The organism is Brevibacterium senegalense, from assembly GCF_000285835.1.
Lineage (GTDB): Bacteria > Actinomycetota > Actinomycetes > Actinomycetales > Brevibacteriaceae > Brevibacterium > Brevibacterium senegalense.
The window spans coordinates 128,180-152,220 of record NZ_HE978602.1; the positions used below are offsets into that span (position 1 = coordinate 128,180).

Annotated in this window: 19 protein-coding genes; 10 read left to right on the plus strand and 9 right to left on the minus strand. The window is 71.0% G+C overall.

Features of this window, described 5'->3' with window-relative positions; translation table 11 throughout:
* Positions 1–20: 20 nt before the first annotated feature.
* Positions 21–1,661 (plus strand): phytoene desaturase family protein, encoded by a 1,641-nt coding sequence (locus HGBR_RS06465; RefSeq protein WP_019158518.1) that lies wholly within the window; start codon positions 21–23, stop codon positions 1,659–1,661.
* Positions 1,662–1,695: 34 nt separating this feature from the next.
* The gene (locus HGBR_RS16775; protein ID WP_019158519.1) at positions 1,696–2,802 is read left to right on the plus strand and encodes a serine hydrolase domain-containing protein; all 1,107 of its coding nucleotides are present in this window, start codon (positions 1,696–1,698) and stop codon (positions 2,800–2,802) included.
* Positions 2,803–2,817: 15 nt separating this feature from the next.
* Here the strand turns inward: HGBR_RS16775 and HGBR_RS16780 are convergent, their stop codons facing one another.
* Entirely contained in the window at positions 2,818–3,276 is a 459-nt protein-coding gene (locus tag HGBR_RS16780; RefSeq protein ID WP_019158520.1) for an acyl-CoA thioesterase, read from the minus strand.
* A gap of 171 nt (positions 3,277–3,447) precedes the next feature.
* On the opposite strand from HGBR_RS16780, the gene HGBR_RS06480 reads away from it, so the two are divergent.
* On the plus strand, positions 3,448–4,833 hold the full coding sequence (locus HGBR_RS06480; RefSeq protein WP_019158521.1) for a CaiB/BaiF CoA transferase family protein: 1,386 nt from the start codon (positions 3,448–3,450) through the stop codon (positions 4,831–4,833).
* A gap of 82 nt (positions 4,834–4,915) precedes the next feature.
* Here HGBR_RS06480 and HGBR_RS06485 read toward each other — a convergent pair whose 3' ends face one another.
* From HGBR_RS06485 to HGBR_RS06500, 4 genes are all read right to left on the minus strand, one after another.
* Entirely contained in the window at positions 4,916–5,926 is a 1,011-nt protein-coding gene (locus tag HGBR_RS06485) for an aldose epimerase family protein (RefSeq protein WP_019158522.1), read from the minus strand.
* Positions 5,927–5,975: 49 nt separating this feature from the next.
* The gene (locus tag HGBR_RS16785; RefSeq protein ID WP_147522384.1) at positions 5,976–9,329 is read right to left on the minus strand and encodes an exonuclease domain-containing protein; all 3,354 of its coding nucleotides are present in this window, start codon (positions 9,327–9,329) and stop codon (positions 5,976–5,978) included.
* A 144-nt stretch (positions 9,330–9,473) separates the two neighbouring features.
* Positions 9,474–10,790 carry a site-specific DNA-methyltransferase gene (locus HGBR_RS06495; RefSeq protein WP_019158524.1) on the minus strand — a complete coding sequence of 439 codons (1,317 nt, stop codon included), beginning with the start codon at positions 10,788–10,790 and terminating at the stop codon, positions 9,474–9,476.
* A gap of 45 nt (positions 10,791–10,835) precedes the next feature.
* Positions 10,836–11,153: a hypothetical protein gene (locus tag HGBR_RS06500; RefSeq protein WP_019158525.1), complete on the minus strand. Its 318-nt coding sequence runs from the start codon at positions 11,151–11,153 to the stop codon at positions 10,836–10,838.
* 136 nt (positions 11,154–11,289) lie between these two features.
* On the opposite strand from HGBR_RS06500, the gene lhgO reads away from it, so the two are divergent.
* A complete protein-coding gene (gene lhgO, locus HGBR_RS06505) occupies positions 11,290–12,543 on the plus strand; it encodes an L-2-hydroxyglutarate oxidase (protein ID WP_026077391.1) in 1,254 nt (417 codons plus the stop codon).
* A gap of 47 nt (positions 12,544–12,590) precedes the next feature.
* On the opposite strand, the gene HGBR_RS18745 is transcribed toward lhgO, so the two are convergent.
* The 3 genes from HGBR_RS18745 to HGBR_RS06520 all read right to left on the minus strand — a co-directional run bounded on the left by HGBR_RS18745 (position 12,591) and on the right by HGBR_RS06520 (position 15,039).
* Positions 12,591–13,274, minus strand: coding sequence for a hypothetical protein (locus HGBR_RS18745; RefSeq protein ID WP_019158527.1), 684 nt, complete (start codon positions 13,272–13,274; stop codon positions 12,591–12,593).
* Positions 13,275–13,335: 61 nt separating this feature from the next.
* Positions 13,336–13,902 carry a DUF4333 domain-containing protein gene (locus HGBR_RS06515; RefSeq protein ID WP_019158528.1) on the minus strand — a complete coding sequence of 189 codons (567 nt, stop codon included), beginning with the start codon at positions 13,900–13,902 and terminating at the stop codon, positions 13,336–13,338.
* A 198-nt stretch (positions 13,903–14,100) separates the two neighbouring features.
* Complete coding sequence (locus HGBR_RS06520) at positions 14,101–15,039, minus strand: siderophore-interacting protein (RefSeq protein ID WP_019158529.1); 939 nt, start codon at positions 15,037–15,039, stop codon at positions 14,101–14,103.
* Between the two features lie 232 nt (positions 15,040–15,271).
* Between HGBR_RS06520 and HGBR_RS06525 the strand changes: the two genes are divergently transcribed.
* Entirely contained in the window at positions 15,272–16,687 is a 1,416-nt protein-coding gene (locus HGBR_RS06525) for an MFS transporter (protein ID WP_019158530.1), read from the plus strand.
* Positions 16,688–16,896: 209 nt separating this feature from the next.
* On the opposite strand, the gene HGBR_RS06530 is transcribed toward HGBR_RS06525, so the two are convergent.
* Entirely contained in the window at positions 16,897–18,384 is a 1,488-nt protein-coding gene (locus HGBR_RS06530) for a helix-turn-helix transcriptional regulator (RefSeq protein ID WP_019158531.1), read from the minus strand.
* Between the two features lie 221 nt (positions 18,385–18,605).
* Between HGBR_RS06530 and aceA the strand changes: the two genes are divergently transcribed.
* The 5 genes from aceA to HGBR_RS06555 all read left to right on the plus strand — a co-directional run bounded on the left by aceA (position 18,606) and on the right by HGBR_RS06555 (position 23,881).
* A complete protein-coding gene (aceA, locus tag HGBR_RS06535; RefSeq protein ID WP_019158532.1) occupies positions 18,606–19,892 on the plus strand; it encodes an isocitrate lyase in 1,287 nt (428 codons plus the stop codon).
* 227 nt (positions 19,893–20,119) lie between these two features.
* The gene (locus tag HGBR_RS16795) at positions 20,120–21,868 is read left to right on the plus strand and encodes a malate synthase (RefSeq protein WP_019158533.1); all 1,749 of its coding nucleotides are present in this window, start codon (positions 20,120–20,122) and stop codon (positions 21,866–21,868) included.
* Positions 21,869–22,014: 146 nt separating this feature from the next.
* Positions 22,015–22,767, plus strand: a complete 753-nt coding sequence (locus HGBR_RS06545; RefSeq protein ID WP_019158534.1) for an IclR family transcriptional regulator — start codon at positions 22,015–22,017, stop codon at positions 22,765–22,767.
* Between the two features lie 180 nt (positions 22,768–22,947).
* Entirely contained in the window at positions 22,948–23,265 is a 318-nt protein-coding gene (locus HGBR_RS06550; protein WP_019158535.1) for a hypothetical protein, read from the plus strand.
* A gap of 136 nt (positions 23,266–23,401) precedes the next feature.
* Positions 23,402–23,881 (plus strand): cupin domain-containing protein, encoded by a 480-nt coding sequence (locus HGBR_RS06555; protein WP_019158536.1) that lies wholly within the window; start codon positions 23,402–23,404, stop codon positions 23,879–23,881.
* Positions 23,882–24,041: the final 160 nt, after the last annotated feature.

A 24,041-nucleotide genomic window follows, 5' to 3' on the forward strand; every position in this document is an offset into this window, starting at 1 on the left:
CATCGCCGTAGGCTGACGCCATGAGCGCGCAGCCGCCCGCGTCGAACGCGGCACCTCCCGCATCCCGGGCCGTCCGCGAGGTCGACGCCGTCATCGTGGGATCGGGCCCCAACGGGCTGGCCGCCGCCGTCACCTTGGCGCGTTCCGGTCTGCGCGTCCTCGTCCTCGAAGCGGAGGCCACGCCCGGCGGCGGCGTCCGCACGCTCGACCTGGGCCTGGCCCCCGGCCTCATCCACGACCTGTGCGCGGCAGTCCACCCGTTAGCCGTCGCGAGCCCCTTCTTCCGCGCCTTCGACCTGCCCGCCCGCGGCGTCGACCTCATCACTCCGTCCGTCTCGTACGCCCAACCGCTGGACGACGCAGCCGCGGTGCTCGCCCACCACGACCTCGAGCGCACGGCGGATGCCCTGGGCGCCGACGGCCCCGCCTGGCGTTGCCTCTTCGCACCGCTGGCGACCGCGCCGCACGCCGTCGTCGAGCTGGCCCTGGGCGACAAGCGCTCCCTCCCGCACCTGCGAGGACTCGCCGACCTGCGGGCCGCCGCCGGATTCGCCATCGGCGCCGCTGTCGACGGCACTCCCGCCTGGAACCTGCCCTGGCGCACCCAGGCCGCCCGCGCCCTGCTCACCGGCGTCGCGACCCACGCGATCGGACGCCAGCCCTCGCCCACGACCGCCGGCACCGGCCTCCTGCTGGCCGCGCTCGCCCACGCGGACGGTTGGCCGATCCCGGTGGGCGGCTCCCAGGCGATCACCGACGCGCTGCTGGCCGACCTGGTCGCGCACGGCGGCGAGGTCCGCACCGGCACCCGGGTGCGCTCGCTTCAGGACCTGCCCCCGGCCTCGGCGGTCCTGTTCGACACCACCGCCGAGGCCGCAGCCGCCATCCTGGACGATTCCCTTCCCAGCCGGGTCGCCCGCGGACTGCGGGGCCTGGAGCACGGCCCCGGCGCGGCGAAGGTCGACCTCGTCCTGGACGGCCCGATCCCGTGGGCGGACCCACGCGTCGGTGAAGCGGGCACCGTCCACGTGGGCGGCACACGTGCGCAGATGGCCGACGCCGAGGCCCGGGTCCGGTCCGGACGCATGCCCGCCCGGCCCGTCGTGCTGGTGAGCGACCCCGGCGGGTTCGATCAGTCGCGGGTGGTGGGCGGACTGCGTCCGGTGTGGGCCTACGCGCACGTCCCGGCGGACTGCCCGATCGACCCCACCCGGTTCGTGCTGGCCCAGCTCGAACGATTCGCCCCCGGCGTCCGCGACCGGGTGGTCGCCGTCCGCGGCACGCCTGCCAGCCGGATGGCCGAGCACAACGCGAACCTGGTGGGCGGGGACATCAGCGGGGGGACGATGAGTCTGGGCCGTTTGGTCGCCCGGCCGCGGTATGCGTGGAGCACGCACCGGCTGGCGAAGGCGGCGGAGGTGCGAGGGGCCGGTGACTCGCGCGGGTTCGGTGAGGCGCGCGGGTCGGGTGCGGCTTTGGGGTCCGATGCCGCGCCCGCGGCGTACCTCTGCTCGTCCGCGACGACGCCCGGGCCGGGTGTCCACGGGATGGCGGGACTGTACGCGGCACGCTCCGTGCTGGCGGACGTGTTCGGCGTCCGCGAACTGCCCGATCTGGGTCCGGGCGGGATTGCGGAGGCAGGGGTCCACCGGGTATCGTAGGCTGGGGATTCACGCGAGGTCGAAGGAGACGAGCATGGAGAAGCGGCTGGCCACCTGGATGTCACCGGAGTCGAACCGGTGGTCGTTCACGCATGTGCGGGAGGTCATCCCCACCGCGCGGATCGCGCGCGGGGAGACGACCACGGAGCTGGGGGAGGCCGCGCACACACTCGATCCGAGCGCGGCGCTGCCGGATCTGGGGGTCCCCCTCGACCGGTACCTGGCGGAGACGCACACGGACTCGATCGTCGTGCTGGCCGACGGCCGGGTGTCCTTCGAGTGGTACGCGGACGGCAAATCAGGCGACGACCTCCATATCAACTTCAGCGTCTCGAAGTCGTTGACCGGCCTGGTCGCCTGGGCGCTGGCATCGGAGGGCGCGTTCTCCTTCGCCGACCGCGTGACGGACTACGTGCCGGAGGTCACGGGGTCGGCCTACGACGTGACGATCCAATCCCTCTTCGACATGGCGGTCCCCCTCGACTTCTCCGAGGACTACGCGATGGGCGACCCGCGGATGCTCGACTACCGCCGCTCGACCGGGTGGATCCCGGGGGAGAGCGAGGGGCTCCACGCGTTCCTCCCCACGCTCCAGCGCAGGGCGGACGAGGGTGCGGAGTTCCACTACGCCTCGCCCACGACGGACATGGCCGGCTGGCTGCTGGAGCGTGTGAGCGGTCGTCGCCTGGCGGAGCTCTACTCGACGTACGTCTGGCAGCCCATCGGCGCGGCATCGGACGCGGACATCACCGTCGACCCGTTTGGCGCGGGTCGGGCGGCGGGCGGCATCTCCTGCACGACCCGCGATCTGGCCCGCGTCGGCCACCACCTCGTGGACGGCGGCGGGGTGTTCGGGGAAGACTTCCTCCGCGACCTCCACTCCGGCGATGCGGCGCGGTGGCAGGCGTATGCGAACATCGCGGACTTCCCGCGCGGCTCCTATCGGAACTTCTGGTACGTGCCGGACACGGACGCTGCGGTCCTCTACGGCGTGGGCATCCACGGGCAGGGGCTCTACGTCGATGTGGAGCGGCGGATCGTCATCGCGAAGCACAGCTCCTGGCCCGTCCCCATCACGGACGCGCTGCACACCGCTCAGTACAGCGGGATGCGCGACCTCGCCGCCCTCGTCGCCGCCTGAGCGCGGCTCGCCGCCTCAGCCCTGCGCCGCGGGAGCAGGCGCCGCAGTGAGGTCCAGGACGTGCGCCGGATCGAAGGTGCCGAACTGCGACAGGAACTCCCGGTCCGCGTCCGGGATCCGGGTGGGGCGCTGTGTTGAGGGATCGAGGACCACCAGGACGTTGAGGCCGTCGAAGACGACCGCGTCGTCCTGGATGCCACGGCACGTGATCGTGAACGAGGAGCCGCCCACACGGCCGATCCCCAACTGGATCGCCAGCTCCGTGCCGTAGAGGACGGGCGTGCGGTAGTTGAGCTCGACGCGCGCCACCAGCTTGGGGGCGGCGATCGCCTCGCGGTCCCGCATCGTGTTGAGCCAGTCGATCCGCGCCTGCTCGACGAGGGTGAGCATGCGGGCGTTGTTCACATGTCCCAGGATGTCCAGGTCCGACCAACGGATCTGCGGGGTGGCGACGTAGGCGGGGAAAACGGTCACAGTGTCTCCTGGGGTCGAGGGCGGTGGAGCCCGCATGTCGGGGAAGCGGCGTTCGGTCGAGCGGGACCGTGTTGCCCGAGGCGCGGGTCACGTCTAGGGTCCAACTTAGCAATCGTTCGACAGTAGACGGCGCGCGGCCCCGCGCGCGCCGGTCACGACACAGGAGTCGTCATGTCATCTCCGTCCCCGTCAGATGCCCAGCGGCCCACCGAACAGCACGGCGCGCACGCGTCCCGTGCCACAGCAGACGGCCCGCCCCGTCCGCTGACCGGTGTGCGGGTCATCGACCTGGGCGGGATCGGTCCCGGACCCTTCGCCAGCATGGTGCTGGCGGACCTGGGGGCGGAGCTCATCCGCGTCCACCGGCCGCAGGAGGCCGCGCAGGGCACCACCGGGACCGGGATGAGTCCCGTCAACCCGGTGCTGGACCGCGGCAAGCGCTCCGTCGTGCTCGACCTCAAGTCCGTCGAGGGTGTGGCCGCGGCCCGTCGCCTGGTGGCCACCGCGGACGCCGTCATCGAGGGCTTCCGCCCCGGCGTCGCCGAACGCATGGGCCTGGGACCGGCCGACCTCATGGGCGAGAACCCGCAGCTGGTCTACGGTCGCATCACCGGCTGGGGGCAGACCGGACCGGACTCGCACCGCGCGGGTCACGACATGAACTACATCGCCGGTTCCGGCGTCCTCTCGCAGCTGGGCCGTGCCGGAGAGGCCCCGCAGTTCCCCACGAACCTCGTCGCGGACTTCGGCGGCGGCGGCATGCAGCTGGCACTGGGCATCGTCGCGGCACTCCTGCGCGCGAAGACGGGTGGCCCCGGCGCGGTCGTCGACGCGACGATGGGCGACGGCGCGAACCTGCTGTGGTCGATGCAGTTCGGCATGGAGGCCCAGGGCGTCTGGCAGGAGGGGCGCGGCACCAACATGCTGGACTCCGGCGCGCCGTTCTACGACGTGTACCGGACCTCCGACGACTTGTTCGTGAGCGTGGGCTGCATCGAGCCGCAGTTCTACGCGGAGTTCGTGGAGAAGCTGGGGCTGGCCGACGCGCTGGGCGGCCTGCAGCCGGGCCATCACCTCAAGCCCGAGCACTGGGACCTCCAGCGGACCGTGTACACGGAGGCGATCGCCTCTCGCACGCAGGCGGAGATCGACGAGCTGTTCGCCGGATCGGATGCCTGCACGATCGGCATCCGCTCCTTCGCGCAGGCGGAGGCCGATCCTCACAACACCGCCCGCGAGCTCTTCTTCCGCGACGAGGCGGGTATCCGCCACCCTGCCCCGGCTCCGCGGTTCGCGGATCTGGGCGGTGCCACCTGGGCCGGTGGTCAGCAGACCGCCGCCGAGGTCGGGGCCGGCTCTGCAGATCCCGCACCTGCCGCTGGTGCGGCTGAGGGTCCGGCGAGCGGGTCCGCCACCGCGGTGCGTGGTGGCGGCGAACCCTACGTTCAGCCCGGCGCGGCACCCCAGGTGGGCGCGGACACGGACGCACTGCTGGCCTCGGCAGGGCTGAGCGCGGACGAGATCACCGCACTGCGGGAGGCCGGCGCCGCGGTCTGAGCACGGCTGAGGAGCCGGCTTCCCCGGACCGGCTCGTGCCGGGGACCGGTTGAGCCGAAGACTGCGGCCGGACGAACCTCCGTCAGTCGCCGGGTGCCACGGTGACCCGACAGACGTGCGTGCGCGACGCGCCGACCTCCAGATGCCGGAGGTCGGCACGCTGCGCGTCCGGGGTCGTCGATCCGGTCTCCTGCGGGCGACCGGCCCACGGCTCCAGGCAGACGAAGTCCCCGCCGGGTGCGGACCAAAGGGTGAGGGTGTCGAACCCCTCCCACGCGATCCGAATGCGCGGACCGTCCCCGTCCAGTCGCCGGTAGACGATCGCCGTGTCCGCGACGTCGGGGAACAGGACCGCGCTCTCCTCGAAGTGCGACCGCCGCAGCGGGACGAGTGAGCCCGCTGCTCCCAGTTCGTCGACCGTGCTGTGCGGTTGCGGCAGCAGCAAGTCATCGGTCAGCCGGTGGAAGACCTGCGGGGTGGGCGACTCGAACTCGACCACGTGCACGGGCGCGTCCTGTGCGATCGGATCCTGCGCGGTCGGGGGCGCGGTCACCGTGGCGGACGACGGCAGTCTCTCGTCCTCGGGACCCGCGGTGGCGGAGTCGCCCGCGGCGCCCGGCAGGGGCCACGCGAAGGCGGGGTGCCAGCCCAGGGCGTAGGGCATGGTCGTGCCCGCGCCGTGATCGTCGGTCGTCGTGTTCGTGACGGTGAAGCGCAGGGTGGCGGTCGCGTCCTCGAGCGCGTACTCGACGCGCAGGGTGAAGTCCCAGGGGTAGGCGGTCAGAGTCGTGGGCGAGGAGACCAGCTCGAGGACCGCGCGCGTCTCGTCATGCTCGATCACCGTGAAGCCGAGGTCGCGGGCCAGCCCGTGCTTGGGCATCGGCCAGGAGCCGGTGGTCCCGGTCGCGTCCTCCGCGCGGATCACGTCGTCCGTGTGACGACAGATCGCGGGGAAGAGCAGGCACGCGCTGCGGTTCCAGGGGTCGCCGGCCTGCCAGAGGAGTTCGCGACCGTGCGCGTCACGGAGCGAACGCGGCTCCGCGCCATGCGACGAGACGCCCAGGGTGAGCTGCGGGGTGCTGAGGGTGATCACGCGGACTCCTGTCGGGTGGCCGGAACTCCCATTCTGCCTGCACTGCCCATCACCCGGTGCGCGTCCATGTGAGGAACTGTTCCGCGGTGAGGATCGGCTTGTCCCACCGGGCGGCGTTCTTCGCCTTCGTCGATTGGGAGCCGGCCTCCGCGACGACCAGTACGTCGGTCTTCGTCTTCGTGAGGGTGGGAACCGCCACGAGCCCGCGGTCCTCCGCCAAGCGGTGAAGCTCCTCCTTTTCCCACCGGCCCAGCGACGGGGTGTCGACCGTGCCGGAGAAGCACACACGCGCACCGTGTACCAGCACGTCGTCCGCCTGTGCGGGGCCGGCGGCCTCGAAGTCGTGCGGCAGTACGGATACCCCGAAGTGCTGCTCAACGTCCCTCAGTCGCTCGACAACCTGCTGGTCGGGGGCGAGGAGGCGCTGCCAGGTGGACGCGAGCAGGTTCGCGAGGATCTGGGCGGAGTCGTCGTCGGGACTCAGGTTGCCGCCCACGACGAACGCGGTGGGTGCGGTCGTTCCCGACGGCCCGGTCGTGCGGGACAGCAGGTAGCCGTGACCCGTGACCGTCTGGCGGAATGACGTGCCGGACCCGGCCAGGGGTGTGCCTGCCGTACGCAGGCGGGCGGAGGCGTCGCGGATCGTGCGGGCGCGCTCCAGAGCCGTGGGTGCGGTGAGGCGGCGGGCCTCGTCGGGCAGCAACAAGTGGGCGGGGATGTCGATCCCCAGCGGCATCTGCTCCACCACGTCGTTGCGCTTGAGTTCGAAGTCGACGAGCGACAACTGATCGTCGATGCCCACGCCCACCGGTACGCGTCCGGCCAGCAGTCCGCTGAGGGCGGGCCATGCCTGCGCCAGCAGCGGCGCCAGCTGGACGTCCCGCGTCGTGAGGGCGAACTCCGTCCCTGCCTGGAAGAGGTCCTGCGTGGGGTTGATGACGGTGCTGACCTCATCGCCGTCGTCGGTCACGACCGCGATCTCGACGGGTCGGGGCCGATAGCGGTCACCCTCGTTGCCGACCGTCAGCACGGACACGAATGCTTCGCCCAGGGCCTCATCCGTGACGGATCCCGTCGACAGGTAGCGGCGCACGCGCTGGTCGGTTTTGAGGTCGCGGGGGATCACATCGCGCTTGAGGACGAGGCCGTCGAGGCTGGTGCATCGCGACAGCGCCACGTACAGCTGCCCGTTGGCGAACGTGCCGCCGGTCAGGTCGACGACGACCCGGTCCAGGGTCTGGCCCTGTGACTTGTGGATCGTGATCGCCCACGCGAGCTTCATCGGCAGCTGCTCGAACGTGCCGACGACATCATGGACGAGGGAGCCGCCCTCCACCCGAGGGCGCGTGATCTCCCAGACGTGGGTGCGGACGTATTCGGTGCGCCCGCCGCGCATCTGCACGGAGACGACACGACCGTCTTCGTCCTCCACGATCGCGGTGACCCGGCCCAGCGTTCCATTGACCCAGCGGCCCGTCTGCTCATTCGTGAGCATCATGACCTGCGCACCCACGGCGAGGCGGAGTGATTCGTCCGTGGGGAACTCGAAGCCGTCCGTGTCCCCGGTGATCGTCGCGTCGAAGGTCTCGATCGGATCGGGAAGACGTTCGAGCATCCTCCTGTTCCTGCTGCCCACGATCCGATTGGTCGTGGCGAGGGTCAGCCAGAACTCGTCGAGCGGCGGTTCGAAGTCCGGGTCGGTCCGACGATTGAGCGCCGCACGCGCGTCGGTGAGCAGCGTGCCCTCCCGGACCGCATTGAGGAGCTCGACCATCCGGTCGTCGCCCTGTTGGCGGAACACGGTCGTCAGTTCGACGAGCGGGAACGTCTCCGTGTCGAAGGAGTGGGCGGAGAAGAAGAACGGAGTGCCGAAGTTCGTCTCGATCCAACTGGCCTCCGCATCCGTCACGACGGGCGGCAGCTGGTAGAGATCGCCCACCAGCACCAGCTGCACGCCTCCGAACGGCGTGCCCGGCCGTGGCCCGAACCGTTCGAGCGCGGCTGTGAGCGCGTCGAACAGGTCCGCCCGCACCATTGATGCCTCATCGATGATGAGGGTATCGAGGTCGCCCAGCGCCTGCGCGAAGCGCCGAGGGTAGTACGCGCCGCTGCGGACGTGTTCCACCGTGACTCCCAGGGGGAACGAGAACAGGCGGTGGATCGTGTACCCGTCCACGTTGAGAGCCGCGATGCCCGTGGGAGCGACGGTGATGGTGCTGCGGTCCGTCTGCGACAGGAAATGCCGGATCAGCGTCGACTTACCGGTGCCGGCCTTACCCGTGAGGAAGAGGTGGTGTCCCGCGTGCAGGTGGTCGAGGGCATCCCGGAAGTCCGGAGTGATCGTGATCGATCTGGCCGCGGCCGGCGACGAGGCGGACGTGGGTGCGGGACTCTGTGAGGGAGGAGCAGGAGCGGGCACCGGATCAGGATCCGAGGTCGGTGCCGGAGCGGAGACAGGGGGTATCGGCTCTGGTGGAACGGGTGGGGGCGGGGCGTCAGGACGCGCCGGTGCCTGCAGTCCCTTCGCCTCGCGGTACTGGTCGACGATCTGAGCCTTCAGCCGTCCCCGTTCGCCCACCGCGATCCCGTTCTGTCGCGCCCACGCGCGGATCGCGCCGGGCGACTCGTCCACTGGGCGGGGACGAGGCGGCTCTGCAGAGGGCTCAGCCGGGGCAGGGGGCCGGGATGGGGGCGGTACCGGTTCTTGGACAGGAGATAATGCGGGTACGGGGGCTGCGGGACCCGGCTTCGTGCGGACAGGCATCTGTGCGGACGGACGGGGAGGACCCGACTGTGCCGCCTGCAGAGCGTGCGTCGCCGATCCCGCCGGGGCGTGTCCCGTGCGCTGATCCTCCGCGAGATACGCCTGCAGGATCTGCACGACCGCAGTCGCATCCCCCAGCGCGCTGTGCGCCTTCCTGTTCCTGATCCGCAGCGCCCGGCAGCAATCCTCGAGCTTCCGCCTCCTGAGTTGCGGCAGGTACAGGTGGCTGGCCTCGAACGTGCAGTACGTGGAGCAGCGGGGGAACGGCATGGACGCGCGTGCGAACTCGGCGCGCAGGAACGCTTCGTCGAACTCGACGTTGTGAGCGACGACGACCAGGCCGTTCAGCAACGACCCGATCGCCTGCGCGACGTGGGCGAACAGTGGAGCGTGGGCGACGTCCCGGTCCGTGATGCCGTGGACGTGCGTGGCACCCACCGGCTGCTCCGGATTGATCCGGGTGGACCAGGAATCGACCTGCGCGCCGGTCTCGTCCGTGCGGATGATCGCGATCTCGACGATCCGCTGAGTCTGCGGGTGGAGGCCCGTGGTCTCCACGTCGATGACGGCGAACCGCGGGTGACGGGACGCCGCAGCCGACGCACGGTGCGCACCCTTCGAGCGGAACAGGTCGAACATGCCCACGGCGGTCCTTCCACACAGGTGACGAGCAGTGCTCCGATCTTCGCAGATTGCACGGACACGGCCTGCAGGTGCCCAGCCGTCCGCGGATGACCGGCGGGTCGTGCGGTCGTCTAGTGCTCAGCCGTCCCTGGCCCTCTGTCAGTCCGGGCCATCAGTGCGTGCGGCTCGCAGGTCCTCCACCAACTGCTCCTGCGTCAGCACCGTGAAGCCGATGCCGTCGCCACCCGCGTCCCGGTGCGCTGCGATCGCGCGGCGGACCCGTTCCGCGCAGAAGGCGGCAATCGTCGGGAAGTCGGCCGCGACCACCCGTGCGGGAGGCGGGCCGCCGCCCTGGGGAACTGCGGCCTCGGCGGCGGTGTCGTCCACATCCGCGGAGGCGGTCAGGCTGCGGCCGCCCGTCGACGAGTACTCCGTGCGCAACGGCTCCGGCAGCTGCGCCAGCAGGAACCGGCGGCGGCCGCCGTCGCGCAGGTTCGACCGCAGCACGGCCTCCGCCGTCGTGCCGGACCCGGCGAAGAAGTCGAGGACCAGCGCGTCCGGATCGTCCCAGGTCTGGGACTCGATGAGGCTGCGCAGCAGCTCGACGGGCTTGGGGTAGCCGAAGATCCCGCCCAGGTTCAGCCGCTCCAGGTCCGTGCTGCCGTCCGCGTTCATGACCCGGATGATCGAGTAGAGCTTCGAGGTGGCGTCCCGGGCGGGGGTGAGGCGGACGACCGCGTGCCGGCGCTCGCCCGTGGCGGCGTCCGGCTGGCCCCACGGCTGCAGGCGGTACTCGCCGGTCGCGAGCTTCGCGTCGACCTCCGCGAGCTTCGCCTCCCCGCGGACCCGGGCGATGTCCTCGTACATGAGGCGGCGCTCCTCGCCCCGCCGGTAGCGGCCGAAGCTCACCCGCAGGAAGTCGTCCTCGACGAGCATGCGCTCGCCGTCGATCACCTCGTAGCGGGCCGGCGGCTTCTTCTCCGTCACGAACGGCCCTACCTTCGCGGCGTCCTTCCCCCAGACGTGGATGTAGTCGTGCCCGCGGACGAACGTGCGCGCGTTCCCGCCGCCCTTCGCCCGCTGGTGGATGAGCGTGCCCAGGCTGTTGGCCTCGCCGAACACGTCGTGGCCCAGGATCTGCGCGTAGGCGGATTCGCGGTCGTCGATGTGGAGGAAGAGGACCCCGTCCTCGCGCAGCAGGTCGCGGGCCAGCTCCAGACGCGGGCGCATGAAGTCCAGCCATTCCGCGTGCCTCGGGGCGCCGCGGGTGGAGCCGGTCGTGCCGAACCGGTCGTGGTAGGCGTGGGCGTTGCCCGTGTTGTAGGGGGGATCGATGTAGACGACCTTGACCGTGCCGCGCAGCCGGGGGAGCAGGGCGCGGAGGATCGGAAGGTTGTCTCCCTCGACCAGCAGGCCGGAGGGAGAGTCGGCGGACAGGAGCGGTGCGAGGGGATCGGAGGCGGAGGGGGTCAGCACCGCTCCAGTATCTCGGAGCGGGGAACCCCCTCGCCCGCCGCCCCGTCAGTCGGACAGGTCTGCCGCCAGGTCGCTCTCGCTTCCCGAGGCATCCCCGATCTCCCCGGCGTCGTCGGTCGACTCCACGAGCGCGTCATCAGCGCCCTCGACTCCGGATCCCGGGGGCCCTTCCGCGCCGGGCTCGACGCTGCGCATCTGCCGGGCGGCGTCGCGGTCTGCGAGCTCCTCGCCGATCGGAGGCAGGTCTCCGGCCTCAGCAGCAGCGTCTCGGATGTCCTCGTCCGTGGGGTCCAGGGTCGTCGGATCGTCGACGACGCGCTCCTCGTCCGGTGTGGTCGGCACGGGATCGGTCTGGTCGCTCATGGCACCTCCTCGCCTCGTCCATCAGGTCATCCCATCGTCCCACCCGCGGCCGCTCGACGACAGGGGTCCGCCGCAGTCGGGATCTCGTGGCAGGTCAGCGCCTCCGGCACTCATGGTGATCTGGGACACTGATGACATGAGAACCACTCCGCAGCGCATCGCCGTCGTGGGCGGTGGGATCATCGGCACCGCCGTCGCCCGCGAGCTCGCCCTCCGCTTCGACGACGCCACCGTCACCCTGTTCGAGAAGGAATCGACGCTGGCCGCCCACCAGACCGGGCACAACTCCGGGGTCGTCCACGCGGGCCTCTACTACGAGCCGGGATCGCTCAAGGCGCGACTGTGCCGCGAGGGGGTCGAGAAGCTCGTCCGCTACGCCGTGGAGAACGGCATCCCCTACGACGAGTGCGGCAAGCTGGTCGTCGCCCAGGACACGGACGAGGTCGACCGTCTCGAGGCGATCTTCGAGCGCGCGAAGGCCAACGGCGTCCCCCACGTCCGCCTGCTGGACCGCCACGAGATGCGCGAGGTCGAGCCGGGCGTCCGCGGCGTCCTCGCCCTCCACTCGCCGCACACCGCGATCATCGACTACGCGACGCTCACGGAGTCCCTGGGCCGCGACCTCGAAGCGGCCGGCGGCCAGATCCGGTACAACACGGAGGTCGCCCGCCTCGACACGCTGTCCTCCGAGGTCCGCGTCATGCTCGCCCTCCCCGGCGCCCAGGGCTCGAAGGTCACCGAGCCGGCCGGCACGTTCGACCTCGCGATCACGTGCGCCGGTCTTCAGGCCGACCGCCTGGCCGTCGCCAGCGGCCTCGAGGAGGACCCGCGGATCGTCCCGTTCTACGGCGACTACTTCGTGGCCTCGGGCCCGGCCGCCCAGGTGGTCAAGGGCCTCATCTACCCGGTGCCGGACCCCGCCTACCCATTCCTGGGTGTCCACCTGACCCGCAGCATCGACGGGTCGCTGCTGCTGGGCCCCAACGCATTCCTGTCGCTGGGCCGCGAGAAGTACGAGCGGAAGATGGGCCCTATCGGCGGCCTCGACTTCGGCGATCTGGGCCGGACCCTGGGCTACAAGGGCTTCTGGAAGTTCGCCTCCCAGAACATGAAGGCCGCCGCCCGCGAGGCCCGCACCGCGCTCAGCCCCCAGGCCTTCCTCGCCGAGGCGCAGAAGTTCGTGCCGGACCTCGACACGACCGCCGTCAGCCCCGGCCCCCGCGGTGTGAGGGCCCAAGCCCTGAACCCGGACGGCACCCTGGTCGACGACTTCGTCATCACCAGCCGAGGCCGCCTCACCCAGGTGCGCAACGCACCCTCACCGGGGGCCACCAGTTCGCTGGCGATCGCCCGCCACGTCGTCGACGAGGCGCTCGCCTCCCTCGACTGACGCGAGGGGACTGGACTGACGCGAGGGCGCGGTCCGATCGCCGCGCATCAGTCCAGATCGAGCTCGTCCTTGTCCAGGCCGGGGAACTGCAGCTCGTACTTGAACAGCTCGCCCTCGTCCTGCTCGATGATGACCGATCCGTAGTAGGTGCGCTCGTCCGTCTCCAGATCGCAGATCCCGGAGCCGCGACCGTCGTACATCGACACATCGTGGGCGCAGACGACCTCCGTGACGGGGACGTCGAACTTGTTGACGAACAGGTCCTTGATGTCCGCCTCCAGCGCCTCCGCCGGGAACGTCCCGGTTCCGTCCTCGTCCAGCTCGACGGAGGAGTCACCGGCCAGCGATTCAGTCGAGATCCAGTCCTCCTCTTCCTCGCCGGACCCGCCCGCACCATCAGCCCCGTCAGTCTCGCCAGCGACACCCGCCCCGGCCTCCGTGGTCGCCCCCGCCTCCGGGGAGTCGGCGGTGGGCTGGTTGGGGGGCTCGCCCGCGCCGTCCGTGCCCTCCGTGGAGGGATCGACCTGCACGCAGCCGGCCTGGGCGGAGCCGCACGGCTCGTCCGTGCCCTGGCCGAAGGGCAGGAGGCCGCAGCCGCTGAGGGTGAGGGCGCCGGCGACACCGGCCGCCGCGAGGAGGCCCCGCGCGGAGCGGGCCAGTGGCGTCACTGCTGCGTGTGTCGACTCACCCTGGTCCCGCGCGACGGCGGTGCGATCGTGGTGGAGTCCCATGTCATGTCCTTCCAGTGGGTCCGCGCGAGTGCCGCGCGGCGGATGCGGTGAGTCCGGATGATCAGAACTCGAGCTCGTAGTACACGTTCTGGCCCTCGACGCTCGTCACCTTGACGACGCCGTAGTGCTCCTCGCCGCCGGACGTGACCGTGCACGACTGCGAGCCGGTGTTCCGGAAGATGCTCATGTCGCCCGAGCACTCGACGGCGCTGACCGGCGTGCCCTGCTCCTCGTACGCGTCCGCGATGTCGCCCTCGAGGGTGGCCTGCGGGATCGTGCCGTTGCCGTTGTGGTCGATCGTGAAGTCCGCGGACTGCTCCGAGGTGCTGTCGCCCCCGGTGCCGGTGTCGGTCCCGGTGTCGCCGGTGTCGGTGCCCGCGCCGTCCCCCGTACCGGTGCCGGTGTCCGTCCCGGTCCCCGTGTCCGTCTCGGCGTCGCCGCCGGTGCCCGGGTCCGGCGCCGTCGTCTCGTCCGTCCCGGCTGCGGGGTCCTGCGACGCCTCGCCGGCGGGAGGCTGGCCCCCGTCCTCGCCGAAGTTGATGGTCACGCCGTCACAGGCGGACAGCGACACGGCTGCGGCGAGGCCGCTCACGGCGACTGCGGTGCGGAGAAGGATCGTGGAGCGCATGATGGTTCCTCACGTCTGAGATCTGGAAACGCGTCCAGCCTCTCAGCGCGGAACCCCCTGCAGGCGCCCGTTCGTGTATGCGTCCCGTGTCGCGTGTTCCCGTCCCGCAACACCCGGTGCACACCCCGTCACGGCGGCAGCGTCACGCCTGCCCCCACCGGCGAGGTCGCCTCGCCTGCGACGGCGCTCCGCCGGCTGTCACTCGCCCTCGCGCGCTCCCGGCCGCCAGTACCCCATGAACGAGCACGACTTCCGCTCGAGCCCCTGCTCCTTCAGCAGCACCTGGCGCAGTCCGCGGACGGTCGTCGCGTCCGCGGCGACCCACACGCGCAGGCCGCCGCCCTCGGCACCCTCCTCCCAGAGGATGCCGGCCTCCGTCGTGCTCACGTTCTCGTCGAACTCGACCGCGCCCGAGGTCTCGGTCGCCACTGCGTCTCGGCCCGCCTCCGCGGTCCAGGCCGCCGTCCAGTCGCGCACGGCGGCGGTGAGCCGCTCGCCACGGGCGTGCTCCTCCCCGGCCCCGGCGCCGGGGGAGCGGGGCAGGTAGGTGACGGCGACCTCGGCGGCGGTCTCCAGCTCCATCGCATCCGCGGAAGCCGGCACCTCGACGAAGGCGGCTCCGGTCACGTGCGCGGGCAGGCTGCGGAGGATGTTCGCGATGGCTGGCTGGGCGGTCTCGTCGCCGGCCAGCAGCACGGTCGAGGCGCCGCTGCGGCGCCAGGCCAGGCCCTGCGTGTCGGCCTCCGGGTGGTCCGCGTGCGCGCCCACGAGAAGGGCGCGGTCGCCCACCTGCGCCTCGAGCGCGAAGCGGCTGGCAGGTCCGCTGGTCCCGTGGGTCACGAAGTCGACGTCGACCTCCGCCTGCTCCCGGCGCACGAAGCGCGCGGTGTAGGTGCGCATGACGGGGCGCTCGTCGTCGGGCTGGTCGCGCCACCAGTCCATCCACGACGGCGCCGCCGCGGCGGAGTCCAGCTGCTGGTCCGTGCCCAGGACCAGTTTGATGCGCTGGTCCAGGCAGGTGTCCGCGAACTCCGCCAGGTCGGGCCCGGCGAAGGTGAGGCGGACGAAGTTCTCGCTGAGCGTCTGCCTCCCCGCGAGCGTGACGGCGAACGGACGGTATGCGGAACGAGGTGCCATGGGTGGGGGTCTCCTGGGAGGGCGGGGTGGGTCGTAACGCACCCCACACTAAGGCACACCTCACTTCCGCGGCCAGGGAGTGGGGTGGCGGCTCGAGGGGTGGGCCGGGGTGGCCACCAGCTCCCACCCGTGTGACAGAACATGACGATGCATGACGAACATCGGCGCTGCCGCGGGGCGATCCGGGCAGTCTTGAGGGTCGACACCCCGCACGCTCTCCCGGAGGCACCCCATGACGACCACAACGCACTCGTCCGCTCCACGGCGGCCTGCCGCCGGTGGCCTCGACCCCCAGGCACGTCGCCGGCAGCGCAAGTCCTTCTTCGCGAGCATCGTCGGCCAGCTGCTCGAGTGGTACGAGTGGAGCGCCTACGCGGTGTTCGCCCCGTACATCGCCGCGGCCCTCTTCAACCCGGACGACACCGTGTCCGGACTGCTCGCGACGTTCGGCGTCTTCGCGATCGGCTTCCTCTTCCGTCCGCTGGGCGGCATCGTCTTCGGTCGCATCGCCGACCGCCGGGGCCGTCGCTTCGTCCTCGTGACGACGATGCTCCTCATGGCCGGCGCGTCCGTGGCGATCGGCCTCCTGCCCACCTTCGCGTCGATCGGCCTCGCCGCCTCGCTCCTGCTGCTCCTGGCCCGCATCGTCCAGGGCTTCGCGCACGGCGGCGAGTCCGCGACCGCGAACACCTACATCGCGGAGATCTCGCCGGCGCGCAGCCGCGGCCTGTGGGGCTCCGCCGTCTTCATGACCATCTTCGGCGGCGCGTTCCTCGCCTTCGTCGTGGGCGGCATCATCACGGGCTCGCTCGCGGAACCGCAGGTCCAGTCGTGGGGCTGGCGCATCCCGTTCCTCCTGGGCGCGGTGCTGGCCGTCGTCGCACTGTGGCTGCGCGTGGGCATGGTCGAGTCCGAGGTCTTCGAGGCAGAGGAGGACGCCGAGGCCCCGGCCGGCTCGTCCGACGCCGCGGACTCCCCGGTCCCCACCGCCCGCACGGAGCGCGACCCTGCGCAGGACGGGCTGCCGGCGGAGTCCTTCTCTGCACGAGCGCTCGCCCCGCTGCCGCCCGCGCTGTCGCTGGTCCTCGTCTTCTTCCTGGTGTCTGGCGTCGCGGCCAGCAACTACACGTGGACCTCCTACGTCTCGACGTACGCGCAGACACAGGAGGGCATGGACCCGAACGGGGCCTACTGGTCGCTTGTAGCCGCACTCGTCGTGGGACTCGCGTCGCTGCCGTTCTGGGGCTGGGTGTCCGACCGGGTGGGGCGCAAGCCCGTCCTCTACGTGTTCAGCATCGGCATCATCGTGACGGTGTTCCCGCTCACGGGCTTCATCGACGACCGCCCGTGGACGCTCTTCGTGTCGACGTCGATCGCGCTGTTCCTCCTGTCCGCGGGCGCCGGGCTGCTGGCCTGCGTCATGGCGGAGACGTTCCCCACCTCCAGCCGCACGGCGATGATCGGCTTCGCATACTCGATGGCGACGGCCGTGTTCGGCGGCACGACCCCGTACGTGAATCAGCTGGCGGTCTCTCAGGGCGTCCCGTGGGCGTCGAACCTCTTCATCGCGTTCGCCGCCGCGCTGGCACTGTGGGCCGCGTGGCGCCTGCCGGAGCGCAAGGGCATCGACCTCACGATCGTCCGGTGACCCGAGGCCGGCGCGCCCGGAGCTGACGGGCCCGCGCAGCCTCTTCCGCTGGACCCCTCTCCTCACGACACGCCGCGTGAGTGTCCGGGACACCTGGTTTCGCCTATGTGTTTCGGACACTCACGCGGCGTGTCGCGGTTCTGGGGGATGGGGTCGGGGCGGGAGGCGGAGTGGGCGTGACGGAGAGGGGCGCTTCGGCGTCCCGGTCGTCAGTCCCCCTCCGGAGCGTGGCGCTCCAGGAACGAGTAGACCTCCGTCGTATCGACGCCGGGGAAGACGCCCGGCGGCAGGGCGGCCAGCAGTGAGGCGTGCGTGCGTGCGGACGGCCAGCTGGCGTCCTCCCACTTCTGCGCCAGATCATCCGGCGCCTGCCGGCAGCACGCGGGATCCGGGCAGTTCGAGGCGGATCGCTTCGTCGTCTCGCGGCCCTCGAACCAGCCCACATGGGCGAAGGGCACGCCCACGCTCACGGAGAAGTCGCCGCCGGGCAGGACGCGTGCGGTGCACCAGAACGTGCCCGCGGGGGTGTCCGTGTACTGGTAATAGGGACTGAAGCGGTCCGCGACCCGGTGCACGGTGCGCGAGGTGAAGCGCTTGCACGCGTACTGCCCCTCGATCGCCCCCAGTGGATCCGTGGGGAACGGGAGGCCGTCGTTCGAGTAGGCCTTGTGGACCGTTCCAGAAGAATGCACCTTCATGAAGTGCACCGGCAGCCCCAGATGGGCCGTCGCGAGGTTGGTGAAACGGTGCGCGGCCGTCTCGTACGAGACCCCGAACACGTCACGGAGCCCCTCAATGGAAATCTCACGATTCTTCTTCGCCTTCTGGAGCAGCGGGACGGCCTCCGACTGGGGCAGCAGAAGGGCCGCCGCGAGGTAGTTCGCCTCGACCCGCTGCGTGAGGAATTCCTCGTAGTCCGCGGGCGCGGAATGGCCCAGCAGATGCGACGCCAGGGCGGTCAGCAGGTGCGACCGCGGATCGTGCCCCGTCACGTCGTCATGCGACAGGTAGAGGCGCTGGTTGCGGGTGTCCGACACCGCGCGGGTGGACGACGGCAGGTCGGAGACGTAGTGGAGTGAGTACCCCAGGTGGTCGGCGATCCGCGCGGTCTGCCGCTGCGACAGTGGTCCGCCGCTGTAGCCGATCCGGTCCAGGACGTCCTGGGCCACCTGCTCCAGTTCCGGGAAGTGATTGCCCTGCACGCGCATCTGCTCGCGCAGCACGCGGTTGACGCGCCGCGCCTCCTCCGGGGTCGCGGCGCGGCGCCGGACCATCGTCGACAGCTGGCGCTGCAGGCCCGCGATGGCCTCGAGCGCGTCCTGCGGCAGCGACTTCACCTTGACGGCGGGCAGGTGGAGCGACGTGTACAGCGGGGAGAGCTGGTTCCTCTCGACCTCCAGCTCCAGGGCCTGCCGCGCATCGACGGGGGTGGGGTCCAGCAGGTCGTCCGTCGTGACGCCCAGGGCGGTCGCGAGGTCGCGCAGCTGGCCCAGCGCGGGCTCCCGCTTGCCGTTCTCCAGGACGGAGATCTGCGAGGCCGCGCGGCCGATCCGATCGCCCAGCTCGCCCAGCGTCAGCCCGGCCTCCGTCCGGAAGTGCCGGATGCGGCGGCCGATGCTCAGCGCATCAGCCGTGGGCTGTGAGCGGGCCTCGTCCGAGCCCTCTGTCGCGCGTCGCACGCGTGCGGAGATCACCATGTCACCACTGTGACACAGACCACCGACTTTTCAAAAGAATGGAGATTCTGCATCCACACAGAAGAAGCCCTGAACTTCTTCGAGAGTTCTTCACATCAGCCGGTTCCGCTCCGGAAGACTGGATGTCACAACGCAGCACCCCGCCGCACCGATACGACGCAGCACCGCTCCGGCGGAGCACGGAGGACCGGCCGCGGCCCACCCCAGAAGGAGACAGACGCATGACGCAGCAGGACATCCACGACGCACAGGCCATCCAGCGCGACTGGGCCACGAACCCCCGGTGGTCGGGCATCGCCCGCGACTACACCGCCGAGGACGTCGTCAAGCTCCGCGGCTCCCTCATCGAGGAGCACACGCTGGCCCGCCACGGTGCCGACCGTCTGTGGGACCTCCTCCACACCGAGGACTTCGTCAACTCCCTGGGCGCGCTGACCGGCAACCAGGCCGTCCAGCAGGTCAAGGCCGGCCTCAAGGCCATCTACCTCTCCGGCTGGCAGGTCGCGGCGGACGCGAACGTCGCCGGTCAGACCTACCCGGACCAGTCGATCTACCCGGCGAACTCGGTTCCGCAGGTCGTCCGCCGCATCAACAACGCGCTCATGCGCGCCGATCAGGTGGAGCGCTCCGAGGGCGACCTCAAGGTCGACGACTGGTTCGCCCCGATCGTCGCGGACGCGGAGGCCGGCTTCGGCGGCACCGCGAACGTCTACGAGCTCATGCGCGGCATGATCGCGGCGGGTGCGGCCGGCGTTCACTTCGAGGACCAGCTGGGCTCGGAGAAGAAGTGCGGTCACCTGGGCGGCAAGGTGCTCGTCCCCACGTCGCAGCACATCCGCACGCTCAACACGGCCCGCCTGGCGGCGGACGTGGAGAACGTCCCCACCCTGGTCGTCGCCCGCACGGACGCCGAGGCCGCCACGCTCATGACGTCCGACATCGACCCGCGCGACCAGAAGTACGTCACCGGTGAGCGCACGGCCGAGGGCTTCTACAAGATCACGAACGGCATCGAGCCCTGCATCGACCGCGCGCTGGCCTTCGCTCCCTACTCGGACCTGCTGTGGATGGAGACCTCCACGCCGGACCTCGAGGTCGCGAAGCGCTTCGCCGAGGCGGTCCACGCGGAGTACCCGGACCAGATGCTCGCGTACAACTGCTCGCCGTCGTTCAACTGGAAGAAGCACCTGGACGACGCGACGATCGCGAAGTTCCAGCGCGAGCTGGGCGCGATGGGCTACAAGTTCCAGTTCATCACGCTGGCTGGCTTCCACTCCCTCAACCACTCGATGTTCGACCTGGCTCACGGCTACGCCCGCGAGCAGATGAAGGCGTACGTCGAGCTGCAGGAGAAGGAGTTCGCCTCCGAGGACCGCGGCTACACGGCCACGCGTCACCAGCGCGAGGTGGGCACCGGCTACTTCGACCTCGTCGCCACCGCCGTCAACCCGGATTCGCAGACGACCGCGCTCAAGGACTCGACCGAGTCCGCTCAGTTCTCCAGCTGAGCCACAAGCCGAGGTCCCGGCCGACAGGTCGGACACCTCACCGCCCGGATCAGTCGACCGAGCCAGTCGGCTGATCCGGGACAGGCGGATCGGCCGGTCCGGCGCAGGGTTTCTGGGGTTTCCCTGCGCGGGGCCGGCCGATTTCCTCATCCGCCCACCCGACTCACACCCTGACTCGCACTCTCCCGCACGTTCCCCTTCCCCGCACCACTCGCACAGGAGTCACCATGTCCACCCATACGGCACCCGCATCGCAGGAGCTGAACCCGTCCATGTCCGCTCGGGCCGCAGGCGGCCGCATGGTTGTCGCCGGCCCGATGGAGCCCACGTTCGACACCGTCCTCACCCACGAGGCGCTCGACTTCCTGGCAGCCCTCCACGCCGAGTTCCTCACGGAGCGCCGGGTCCTCCTGGCCGACCGCGAGCCGCGCCACCGCGCGATCGCCCGCGGCGAGCTGCCGACCCACCGCGAGGACACCCGCCACATCCGCGAGGATGCGAGCTGGACGGCGATCGGCCACGAGGGCGCGCCCGGCCTGTCCCGCCGCCGCGTCGAGATCACCGGCGCACCGGACGGCCGGACCGCCGTCAACGCGCTCAACTCCGATGCAGACTCGTGGCTCGCGGACTTCGAGGATGCGATGTCCCCCACCTGGAGGAACGTCGTGCTGGGCCAGGTGAACCTGCGCGCGGCCGTGCGCAACCGCCTCAAGCACGTGACCCGGGTGGGCAAGTACTACGAGCAGCGCTCCAGCCGCCGCCCCGATGCCGCTCAGCCCACGATCGTCGTGCGTCCTCGCGGCCTCCACATGCCCGAGGCCCACCTGCGGTACGTGGACCGGAACGGTGCGGAGACCGCGGCCTCGGCGTCGCTGGTGGACTTCGGCCTGTACGTGTTCCACAACGCGGCCGAGCTGGCCGCCCGCGGCAGCGGCACCTACCTCTGCATCCCCAAGATCGAAGGTGCCTCCGAGGCCCGCTGGTGGAACCGCCTCCTGGAGCGCTCGCGCCAGCTCCTGGGCCTGGAGCCCGGCACGCTGCGCACGACGGTCCTCATCGAGACGGTGGGTGCGGCGATCGAGATGGAGGAGATCGTCTGGGAGCTGCGCGACCACTGCGCCGGCCTGCACGCCGGTCGCTGGGACTTCATCTTCTCCATGACGAAGGCCTTCCGCCACGACCCGACGTTCCTCCTGCCGGACCGCAAGGAGGTGACGATGGAGCTGCCGTTCCTCACGCACTACGCGCAGCGCATCATCGACGTGAGCCACCGCCGCGGCGTCCACGCGCTGGGCGGCATGGCGACCGCTTTCCCCGACCGGGAGGACCCGGAGCTCACCGCGGCGGCCCAGGAGGGCGTGCGCCACGACAAGGAGCGGGAGGCAGCGCAGGGCTTCGACGGCACCTGGGTCGCCCACCCCACCCTCATTCCGGTGGCCCGCACGGCCTTCGAGGAGGTGCTGGGCGATGCCGACCACCAGATCGAGCGGATCCCCGCGACCACGGGTTCGGGCGAGAGCGGTCAGATCACGGCGGCCGACCTGCTGTCCCGCGATGGGCTGCCCACGCCGGAGGACCTGCGTGAGCACGTGAGCGAGGAGGGTGTGCGCACGAACATCCGCGCCTGCCTCGCCTACCTGGACGCGTGGCTGTCCGGGAAGGGAGCGCTCAAGGTCGACCACCTCGTGGAGGACGTCTCCAGCGTCGAGATCTCCCGCGCGCAGATCTGGCAGTGGATCCGCCGCGGCGTGAAGATGGACAACGGTCGCGTGCTCACCCGCGTTCTGGTGGACCGCTACGTGGCGGAGGAGCTGGCGATCACCTCGCGCAACCCGCTCGACCACTTCTGCGACTCCGCGGACCTGCTGCGCTGGGGCGCGCTGGGCGACGACCTGCCGGACTCGTTCACGGTCGAGGCGTACCAGCGGTTCATGATCGACCGCACGGTGCGCGAGGGCGGCCGCACCGCCGCCTGAGCCCCGCCCGGGCGCACGGAGGGTCCCGCCAGGGTCGGCCGGTCCGTGGGCCCGTGCGCACCGCCGCCGAGGCCCCGGTCCCGTTCGCGGGACCGGGGCCTCGGTAGGATGTGGCGGACACCACCGCCGTTCTCGTGAGGAGCCCGATGAGCCAGGGCATGCAGTCGATCGACCGCGCTGCGGCACTCCTGACCCTCATCATCAACGCATCGACGCCGGTGTCCTTCACGGAGATGGTCGAGCAGTCGGGCCTGGCCCGGTCGACGGTCTCGCGCCTGCTCACCTCCCTGCACGAGAACGGGCTGCTCGAGCGGATGGCGGACGGACGCTACCGCGGCGGGCCGCTGTTCGCCGCGTACGCCGCCCGCTTCGACCGGACGGAGGCGCTGGCCGCGGCTGCCGCCCCCACGCTGGAACGGTTGGGGGAGAAGACCGGTGAGACGGTGAATCTGGGCCTGCCCAGCGGCGACCGGGTCGTCCACGCGGCGCAGGTCGATTCGCAGTACGTGCTGGGTGCCACCAACTGGGTCGACATCGAGGTGCCCTCGCACTGCTCGGCGCTGGGTCTGGTCCTCCACGCCTACGGCGTCCTCGACCTGCCGTCCGGACCGCTGGCACGCTGCGCGGACGGCGTGCTCGTGTCCGAGGTGGCGCGGGAGGAGGAAGCGCTCGCGATCCGGACACGCGGCTACGCCATCACCCACGGAGACTTCGAAGAGGGCCTCGACGCGGTCGCCGCACCGGTGCGCGGTCCCGGCGGTGCGGTGCTGGCCGCTTTGGGGATCTCCGGGCCCTCCGTGCGCCTGAGCCCACGCATCGACGAGCTGGGCCGCCTTCTGGTGAGCGAGGCGACCGAGCTGGCCCGCGGTCTCACGAGCCTGTCCGCCGCCGGCGACTGACCGGGCAGGAGGACAGGGCGGGACCCGCACCCGCCCGTGCGGGTCCGCACGCTCAGTCCTCGCCGGAGGCCAGCCACGCCTCCGTGCGCTCGATCTCGTTGAACGTGTAGACGTGGGCCGGATCGCCCCCCCCCCCACCACCGCCGGATCGCGGCGGGGATCCTGTCGTGGGGACAGGACATGGACGCGGAGACGCTGCCGTTCCAGGTGGACCTGGGCTACCAGGTGCCGCGCGACAAGCCCGGCGACTACGTGGGCCGGGTCGCACTCGAGGCGGCGCGCGCCGCGCTGGAGGACGGTCGTCCGCCGTTCTCGCTGCAGCTCGCGGGCCTGCGCACCGCACTGGGCACCCGGCTGTGGGTGTGGCTGCCGGACGTCTACGCGGAGACCCCCGGCACGCCCGTCGAGGCGGAGGTCGTCCCGATGCCGTTCCGGCCGTCGACCAACCCCAACCAGCGGGAGCGGCTGCGGGAGAAGGGACTGGACTCCGCTGCGTGAGACGGCTGGTGAGGGTATGCGGGCCTCGCTATCGGAACACGCGCCGTCGCGCTAGTCTTGAGTCATTGAAGATAACGGAGGGTCCGCCGCACGCGCGCGGCGCCGCCCGCCGCTCATGACAGGGAGGACGCGCACGATGGACATGATCGACAACGGCCCCAACCCCAACGCCTTCGACATCGAGGAGGCGACGCTCGCGAACGACGACTACCGCCGTGTCGTGTGGACCGGACGCCACCTGCAGGTCACGCTCATGTCGATCCCCGTGGGGCAGTCGATCGGCCTCGAGGTGCACCCGGACAACGATCAGTTCCTGCGGATCGAGGGCGGCCAGGGCCGCTGCGTCATGGGACCCGCGGAGGACCAGCTGAACTTCCAGCAGGACGTCTCCGACGACTGGTCGATCCAGGTCCCGGCCGGCGTGTGGCACGACGTCATCAACACCGGCTCGGAGCCGCTGCGCCTGTACTCGATCTACTCCCCCGTCCACCACGCGCACGGTCGCGTGCACCCCACGTTCGAGGACGCGGAGGCCGACGAGGAGGCGGGCGAGGACGTGCCGCCGGCATGGACCGGCCACGAGCTGCCGCAGTGGACGGTGGGTCCCGTCCGCTGACGGGACCCCACGCCCGCGGCACACCCGACGCAGCAGTGCGTCTGAATGCCACTCTGCTTCGCACTTCTCTCGCGTTGTGCATGCGAGTATTCCTGCGGTTCGCGAGAGAAGTGTGAGGTAGCGGGAATCGCGGTGCGGGAGAGGACTCTGGGGACGGACG

Coding starts and splice junctions, on each gene's coding strand:
- HGBR_RS06465 (WP_019158518.1), top strand. CDS start 21: ATGAGCGCGCAGCCGCCCGCGTCGAACGCGGCACCTCCCGCATCCCGG.
- HGBR_RS06500 (WP_019158525.1), bottom strand. CDS start 11,153: ATGAGCGACCAGACCGATCCCGTGCCGACCACACCGGACGAGGAGCGC.
- HGBR_RS16775 (WP_019158519.1), top strand. CDS start 1,696: ATGGAGAAGCGGCTGGCCACCTGGATGTCACCGGAGTCGAACCGGTGG.
- HGBR_RS06525 (WP_019158530.1), top strand. CDS start 15,272: ATGACGACCACAACGCACTCGTCCGCTCCACGGCGGCCTGCCGCCGGT.
- HGBR_RS06550 (WP_019158535.1), top strand. CDS start 22,948: ATGGACGCGGAGACGCTGCCGTTCCAGGTGGACCTGGGCTACCAGGTG.
- lhgO (WP_026077391.1), top strand. CDS start 11,290: ATGAGAACCACTCCGCAGCGCATCGCCGTCGTGGGCGGTGGGATCATC.
- HGBR_RS16785 (WP_147522384.1), bottom strand. CDS start 9,329: ATGTTCGACCTGTTCCGCTCGAAGGGTGCGCACCGTGCGTCGGCTGCG.
- HGBR_RS06530 (WP_019158531.1), bottom strand. CDS start 18,384: ATGGTGATCTCCGCACGCGTGCGACGCGCGACAGAGGGCTCGGACGAG.
- aceA (WP_019158532.1), top strand. CDS start 18,606: ATGACGCAGCAGGACATCCACGACGCACAGGCCATCCAGCGCGACTGG.
- HGBR_RS06545 (WP_019158534.1), top strand. CDS start 22,015: ATGAGCCAGGGCATGCAGTCGATCGACCGCGCTGCGGCACTCCTGACC.
- HGBR_RS18745 (WP_019158527.1), bottom strand. CDS start 13,274: ATGGGACTCCACCACGATCGCACCGCCGTCGCGCGGGACCAGGGTGAG.
- HGBR_RS06480 (WP_019158521.1), top strand. CDS start 3,448: ATGTCATCTCCGTCCCCGTCAGATGCCCAGCGGCCCACCGAACAGCAC.
- HGBR_RS06515 (WP_019158528.1), bottom strand. CDS start 13,902: ATGCGCTCCACGATCCTTCTCCGCACCGCAGTCGCCGTGAGCGGCCTC.
- HGBR_RS16795 (WP_019158533.1), top strand. CDS start 20,120: ATGTCCACCCATACGGCACCCGCATCGCAGGAGCTGAACCCGTCCATG.
- HGBR_RS06555 (WP_019158536.1), top strand. CDS start 23,402: ATGGACATGATCGACAACGGCCCCAACCCCAACGCCTTCGACATCGAG.
- HGBR_RS06520 (WP_019158529.1), bottom strand. CDS start 15,039: ATGGCACCTCGTTCCGCATACCGTCCGTTCGCCGTCACGCTCGCGGGG.